The sequence below is a fragment of the Bacillus sp. 103mf genome, assembly GCF_900116295.1.
Classification (GTDB): Bacteria; Bacillota; Bacilli; order Bacillales; family Bacillaceae_G; genus Bacillus_A; species Bacillus_A bruguierae.
In genome coordinates, this window is sequence record NZ_FPAF01000039.1 from 1 (window position 1) to 7,315 (window position 7,315).

Annotated in this window: 5 protein-coding genes and 3 rRNA genes; 7 read left to right on the forward strand and 1 reads right to left on the reverse strand. The window is 30.5% G+C overall.

Translation table 11 applies throughout. The features are described 5' to 3' along the window. A 23S ribosomal RNA gene (locus BM350_RS25770) occupies positions 1 to 188 on the forward strand; the annotation flags it as partial. A gap of 50 nt (positions 189 to 238) precedes the next feature. Then, positions 239 to 354 (forward strand): 5S ribosomal RNA (gene rrf / locus BM350_RS25775). A 247-nt stretch (positions 355 to 601) separates the two neighbouring features. Here rrf and BM350_RS25780 read toward each other — a convergent pair. Next, positions 602 to 1,024: a YfmQ family protein gene (locus tag BM350_RS25780; protein ID WP_090920617.1), complete on the reverse strand. Its 423-nt coding sequence runs from the start codon at positions 1,022 to 1,024 to the stop codon at positions 602 to 604. A 948-nt stretch (positions 1,025 to 1,972) separates the two neighbouring features. Here BM350_RS25780 and BM350_RS25785 point away from each other — a divergent pair. The 5 genes from BM350_RS25785 to BM350_RS25805 form a co-directional block, all read left to right on the forward strand. Then, positions 1,973 to 2,740, forward strand: coding sequence for an ABC transporter ATP-binding protein (locus tag BM350_RS25785; RefSeq protein WP_090920620.1), 768 nt, complete (start codon positions 1,973 to 1,975; stop codon positions 2,738 to 2,740). Further along, on the forward strand, positions 2,730 to 4,724 hold the full coding sequence (locus tag BM350_RS25790; protein ID WP_090920623.1) for an FtsX-like permease family protein: 1,995 nt from the start codon (positions 2,730 to 2,732) through the stop codon (positions 4,722 to 4,724). Before BM350_RS25785 ends, BM350_RS25790 begins: the two co-directional genes overlap by 11 nt. A gap of 81 nt (positions 4,725 to 4,805) precedes the next feature. Then, positions 4,806 to 5,477 carry a response regulator transcription factor gene (locus tag BM350_RS25795; RefSeq protein ID WP_090920626.1) on the forward strand — a complete coding sequence of 224 codons (672 nt, stop codon included), beginning with the start codon at positions 4,806 to 4,808 and terminating at the stop codon, positions 5,475 to 5,477. After that, positions 5,474 to 6,493, forward strand: a complete 1,020-nt coding sequence (locus BM350_RS25800; protein ID WP_090920629.1) for a sensor histidine kinase — start codon at positions 5,474 to 5,476, stop codon at positions 6,491 to 6,493. Before BM350_RS25795 ends, BM350_RS25800 begins: the two co-directional genes overlap by 4 nt. A gap of 625 nt (positions 6,494 to 7,118) precedes the next feature. Next, positions 7,119 to 7,315, forward strand: a 16S ribosomal RNA gene (locus BM350_RS25805); the annotation flags it as partial.

A 7,315-nucleotide genomic window follows, 5' to 3' on the forward strand; every position in this document is an offset into this window, starting at 1 on the left:
AGCTGGGTAGCTATGTGCGGAAGGGATAAGTGCTGAAAGCATCTAAGCATGAAGCCCCCCTCAAGATGAGATTTCCCATAGCGTTAAGCTAGTAAGATCCCTGAAAGATGATCAGGTTGATAGGTTCGAGGTGGAAGCGTGGTGACACGTGGAGCTGACGAATACTAATAGATCGAGGACTTAACCATATAATATGAAGCAAATGTTATCTAGTTTTGAAGGAATATACCTTCATAAGTCTGGTAATGATGGCAGAGAGGTCACACCCGTTCCCATACCGAACACGGAAGTTAAGCTCTCTAGCGCCGATGGTAGTTGGGACTTTGTCCCTGTGAGAGTAGGACGTTGCCAGGCAATCTGAGACGAGTCAGTATGACTCGTCTTTTTTGTATATGCATAACAAGGAAGTAAGTGGTGAAAGTTTTCATATAGTACATAAAGAAACAAAAGAAGTATTTGATGTCTAAAAACGTGAGTTTTGTATACTAAGCAAATTTAGACAAAGAAAAAAGGATTTCCTATGTATTAAGAATCCTTTTCTTTCTATTTTAGCTTTAGTTGTCATTTCATCTATAAAAAAATCGTCTCTCTGACGATCTTTTTAAATTACATCTCCCGTTACTAACATGGAACGTTTTTGAAGGCTATCAGAACGGAGGCTATATGCAACTACCTTTTTCTTATACTGTTTGATTACATCAACGTGATCGTTGTAACTGTATATCGAAAAACTAACATCGTTTTTGCCTTTCTTAGCATTAATGACCAATGGTGTTCCGCTACTCTGTGGAGGGAAATAATATTTCTCTAAAAATAGTGCTTGGTTAAAATGATTAATAACTTGAATCTTCTCGTTACCTTCTAAGTTTTTTCCGTCGATCGTTACGGTGACAGTCGTATCATCGAGTTTTGGATGTAATTCAAATTTGCTGACAAACGATTCTACAACAGAATTTGGAAGGGATGTTACTAGTAATTTAAGAGTAAACATAATAATCAACGAAACTATAAACCAGGTTGTCATATTTTATCATCTCCATTACGTTCTAAAATAACATTATTACATAACCTGTATTTGGGGATCAGCTGATAGACATGTAAAATCAGACCATACTGATACATTATTGATTAACTGTTCATAATTTCCATTTTATCATAGGGTAGTTAGTTGGTTTGTGTACATTATGTGAACTTTATTGAAATGTAATAAAAATGACCATTTTAGTTATGTCATGTGTTTTAGCAAGCTAAATATGTATTGTCTTCATATTTAATAATGTAGTCTAGGCAATTAATAACTGTAAGGATTTTAATTTAGCTATTTTTGAATAGTAAAGTCGTACCTCTAACACTCTGAAAAATCATAGCTTTAGACAAAATAAGGTATTAATGTTTTCCTCACATATTTTCAAACCAATACACAAAATCTCTTAGATCACTCGTGTATTCTTTCAGTGTTTTCTATGCAAATCTTTTTCTTGAAATAAATTAGAAATAAAACCGGAAATCAAAGATGTTGCCTGTATAGAAATCGTTTTAGTGGAACACATAGATACCTCCTCTTTTAATGACTAATATTAGCGGACATAGAAAATAGTATCGACTAATCCAAAAATCAACATCCATCTAATTTGCAATTTAATATGCTAATTTATTAAGTAGCTAAGTAATACAAAAGGTATGAAGAGGATTTCTATTCTTTTCATACCTTTTTAAATTGGATTTTTTTCATATGGCCTATATTTTACTTTTGGTTTCTATACTCTAAAAAAGTAAGATTGTGTGTTGTTGTTATTTACAAATGCCATCATGGTTTCTGATAACCTGCATATAGAGGTATCACTCAATATAACAAAAATGTAATGTTAATGAAATGTAATTCAACCGATACTATGAATGAAATTATATAGAATAAATTACATAAATGACTGGGAGTTAAAACATTCTTATAATGAAAAAAGGAGAAGTATAAATGCGAAATATATTAAGTGTAGAAAAAATTGAAAAATATTATGGTAATAAAGATAATGTAACAAAGGCTATAGATAATATTAGTTTTAAGGTAGATGAGGGAGAATTTGTTGGGATAATGGGGCCTTCAGGAAGTGGAAAAACTACATTGCTTAACTGTATTTCAACTATCGATAATGTTACTACGGGAAAAATAATAATAAATAATAGTGACATTACTAGGTTAAAATCAAAGTCACTAGATAAATTTAGACAAAATGAGTTAGGGTTTATATTTCAGGACTTTAATTTATTAGATACTCTTACCGCCTATGAAAATATTGCCTTAGCGTTAACAATAAAAGGTGAGGAAAGTTCAAAAATTGATGACAAAATAAAATCAGTAGCAAAATATTTAGACATTGAGCAAGTGTTGAACAAATATCCTTATCAAATGTCAGGGGGACAAAAACAAAGGGTTGCTTCGGCAAGAGCTATCGTAACAGATCCATCTTTAGTACTTGCAGATGAACCAACAGGAGCGTTAGATTCTAAATCAGCTAGATTATTACTTGAAAGATTTGAAAGTCTAAATAAGGATTTAAAAGCTACAATACTTATGGTTACTCATGATGCATTTACAGCAAGCTATGCTCGTAGAATTCTTTTTATTAAAGATGGGAAAATATTTAGCGAGTTGGTAAGAGGGAATGATTCTAGAAAAGAATTCTTTAATAAAATTATCGAAGTTATAACCCTTCTTGGAGGTGACGATAATAATGTATTCTAAGATTGCGGTTGGTAATGTAAAGAAGAGTTTCAAAGATTATGCGATATATTTCTTAACACTAACACTGGCTGTTTGTATATTTTATAGCTTTAACTCATTAGAATCACAAAAGGCACTTATGGAAGTTGAGGCTTCAGGTAGATCGTTTGTGGCTACTTTAATGAAAGTTATCTCAATTGTGTCCGCATTTGTATCTGTAATATTAGGTAGTTTAATCTTGTATGCAAATAATTTCTTAATTAAAAAACGTAAAAAAGAATTAGGAATATACATGACTTTAGGTATGGGAAGAAGTACCATATCCAGAATGTTGGTAACAGAGACATTTCTAGTTGGCGTTATATCTTTAGTGAGTGGGCTTATACTAGGTATTGGAGTATCACAGGGATTATCTACATTTGCATTAAAGTTATTTGATTTGCCCATGAATAAATATAAATTTGCAATTTCAACAGGTGCTATAGGTAAAACTGTATTATACTTTGGAATCATGTTTGTACTTGTTATGTTATTTAATGTATATGTTGTTTCTAAATACAAAATAATTGATTTGTTAACAGCGGGCAGAAAAAACGAAGAGATAAAATTTAAAAATCCTATTATATATTTAATAACATTTATTTTATGTGTAGTATCACTTGGATTTGCATATAGTTCTGTACTAAAGATAGGGTTAGATTTTAGAAATCCTATGCTCATAGTATCGATACTTCTTGGAATATTAGGTACATTGTTGTTTTTCTTTAGTTTATCTGGATTTATATTATATGTTGTAAAGAAAAATAAAAAAGTTTATTTTAAAGGGTTAAATATATTTATTATCAAACAACTAAATAGTAAGGTTAACACAAATTTTATATCTATGTCTTTAATCTGTATCATGCTATTTATTACAATGACGGTTTTATCTACAGGAATAAGCTTTAAAAGAAGTATGGATGCATCACTTAAAGGATTAACACCATTTGATGCCAGTATCCTATTGGAAAATAAGGATGAAAGCTACAACATAGAAGACGTATTAAATAAATTTGATTTTAAAATAAGTAAGAACGAAAAATATGTATCTTATAATGTACATCATACAGGGATGAAAGTTGTTGACTATTTAACACAAGAAAATAAACCTTCTAAGAAACTCGATGTGGATTTCATTAAAATCTCTGATTACAATAAAATTTTAAAATTTAAAGGTGAAAAAGAAATCAATTTAAATAACAATGAAGTTTTACTTTTATCAAGTGATGACAAATTGATTAAATCGATCGATGGAAAATTAAAGAATAGCAATAAAATAAATTTAAAAGAAAAAGAATATGTAGTAAAAAACTCTAAAGTTATCACGGATAATCTTCAAACTTTTGATGGTACAACTAATGTATTCACAGTCGTTATAAATGATGAGTTTTTATCAGGCTACAAAATTAACAAATCCGTACTAAATGTGAATTATTTAGATGGAAATAGAGAAGAATATAATAAAAAATATGATCACGTTGAACCGATCTTTTATGATCCTAATGGTAATGGTCCCAAATTAAATATTGATTTTATAACTGGCATATCAAAGGATACAGTTTATGCAGAAAGTAAGGGAGTGACAACAACCGTACTATTTATTGGGATCTATTTAGGCATTGTATTTTTAATAACGAGTATGGCTGTATTAGCTCTTCAACAATTATCAGAAGCCAGTGATAGTATAGAGAGATATAAATCTTTAAAGAGAATTGGATCAAACAGAACAATGATAGACAAAACAATTTTCATTCAGACTTTTGTATACTTTAGTCTTCCAGTTATTCTTGCCTTGATTCATTCAGTCATTGGGATTTATGTCGTCAATAATTTTATAAACATATATCAACAAGCAAACATTAGTTTACCAGCATTGATGACTGGGTTAGCGTTTATTGTAGTTTATGCAGGATATTTCTACACAACATATATCGGGTATAAAAATATTGTAAAAAGTAATGCTTGATTTTATTATGATCATTAAGGCTGCAAAATCTTGATTCACAAGATTTTGCAGCCTTATATTTAATATAGGGAGGGAAAAGTCATGAAAAAAATCATTCTTATTGAAGATGATGAAATCATCAGAGAAGAATTACAAAATTTTTTTATAAAGTATGGATATGAAGTAAAGGCTCCCACAGATTTTAATCATATTATCGAATATATAGAAAGTGAGAATGCAGACCTTATATTACTAGACATAAATCTTCCTGTGTTCGATGGCTATTATATATGCAGAGAAATACGTAAAACTTCAGATGTTCCAATCATAATGGTTACAAGCAGAGATAGTGATGTAGATGAACTCATAAGTATGAATTTAGGAGCAGATGATTTTATAACAAAGCCTTATAATACAGAAATATTATTAGCAAGAGTAACAAACATGTTAAGAAGAGCATCTGGAGGTTTAAAGACGAATAATATCTTAATTTATAGAGATTTTAGTTTAAATCTTTCAAATGCAACGGTTACTTATCAATACAAATCCTTAGAGTTAACTAAAAATGAGGTTAAAATACTCTCATGCTTAATAAATAACCGCGGTAATATTGTAAAAAGGGATTCCCTTATGGAATACTTGTGGAAATCAGATTATTTTGTGGATGATAGTACCTTAACTGTTAATATAAATAGATTAAGAAAAAAGCTTGAAGAGATAGGGATAGAAAATCCAATAGAAACAAGGAGAGGGTTAGGGTATATAATGCCATGAGCACAGGTGAATTTATTAAAGATAAAATAGTAGTAATACTATCTAATGTACTGGTATTTATTATACTAGCAGGTATATTGATGACTGCGAATGTTCATTTCATTATAATATTCTTTGTCTTTTGTATTTGGTTTTTTCCATTGATTTCATATATGGCTGTAGAATTTATAAAATATAAAATTTATTATAATGAAGTTAATGGTATATTAGAAAACTTAGATAAAAAATACCTATTTCCAGAGGTAGTAAAGGAAACAAATTTTATACATGGGGAAAAGCTTAATTCTATACTTAAAGAGATCAGTAGGGATATGCATGAAAATATAAAAAATTACAGAGATATGCAAACGGATTACAGAGAATATATAGAGACATGGGTGCATGAGATTAAGACACCAATAGCTTCTACAAAGCTAATAATTGAAAATAATCAAAATGAAGTAACTAGTAAAATAGACTCCCAAATGGATCGAATCGAAGGGTTTGTACAACAGGTTCTGTATTATTCTCGAAGCAATAATGTCGGTAAAGACTATATTATAAAACCAATTAACCTTGATGATGTAGTAAGAAATGTAATTAAAAGAAATTATAGAGATTTTATTCATAAGAGAATAAATTTAGATATAAAAGATATTAACGAAATTGTATATAGTGATAAAAAATGGGTTGAATTTGTCATTAATCAGATAATAGGAAATTCTATAAAGTACTCAAATAACAAAGAATCAATGATACGTATATATTCAATTAAGAAAGCTAACTCAGTAATACTAACCATAGAGGATAATGGAGTAGGGATAATACCTAAAGATATAAATAGAGTTTTTGAAAAAGGATTTACTGGAGAGAATGGAAGGAGATTTAGCAAAAGTACAGGAATGGGTTTGTATCTATGCGAAAAACTGTGCTCAAAATTGGGATTGAAAATTGGCATTGACTCTGAAGTGAATAAAGGAACTAGGGTTACATTAATATTTCCTTTGTCAGGTATGGTAACTTTTGAGTCTCCTTAGTGAACTTAGACACTCGAATGTATGACTCTTTATATCTAGAGTAAATGTATTAATTACTTTTTCCCGCTGGAAGTGTTAGCAAATATGTAATAAAAGGTTCTATTGTAAAGTTTCTTAATGCATAAAAAGCTGATAGCGTTAAAAATTTTGTAATTCATTATAAGACTTCGCCTTTGTTTGTATAGGATATGAACTGTTTCACTTCCTTTTATCGTACGTGAAGCATGGCGAAGGATTTGAAATTCTGCTGATTTGGTAAGACGGCGTCTTACTGTACATGGCGATGATCTTGTTCTACATAATCATACATATATTTAACTGTATAATATGTGTATGATTAATTTCCGCTAATGCTTGTTGTGTGATTTTGTTCCATTGCTATACAGACTCCAACATCTCTAAAAAACAAAAAGATATTGACTATTATTAAATATGAGTGTAATATTATACGAGTCGCTGGTGAAACTAAGTAACTGCGACAAACAAAATAAAAAACTTAGTTGACATTGAATGACTGAGATGTTAACATGAGGAAGTCGCAATTGAGCGGCGGATAAGTTCTTTGAAAACTGAACGAAACAAACAACGTGAAACGTCAATTTTTATTTATGATGCTAGACAAACTTTATTGGAGAGTTTGATCCTGGCTCAGGATGAACGCTGGCGGCGTGCCTAATACATGCAAGTCGAGCGAACCGATTAAGAGCTTGCTCTTAAGAAGTTAGCGGCGGACGGGTGAGTAACACGTAGGTAACCTGCCTATAAGACTGGGATAACTCCGGGAAACCGGGGCTAATACCGGATAACATTTTGCACCGCATG

Coding starts and splice junctions, on each gene's coding strand:
- BM350_RS25780 (WP_090920617.1), bottom strand. CDS start 1,024: ATGACAACCTGGTTTATAGTTTCGTTGATTATTATGTTTACTCTTAAA.
- BM350_RS25785 (WP_090920620.1), top strand. CDS start 1,973: ATGCGAAATATATTAAGTGTAGAAAAAATTGAAAAATATTATGGTAAT.
- BM350_RS25790 (WP_090920623.1), top strand. CDS start 2,730: ATGTATTCTAAGATTGCGGTTGGTAATGTAAAGAAGAGTTTCAAAGAT.
- BM350_RS25795 (WP_090920626.1), top strand. CDS start 4,806: ATGAAAAAAATCATTCTTATTGAAGATGATGAAATCATCAGAGAAGAA.
- BM350_RS25800 (WP_090920629.1), top strand. CDS start 5,474: ATGAGCACAGGTGAATTTATTAAAGATAAAATAGTAGTAATACTATCT.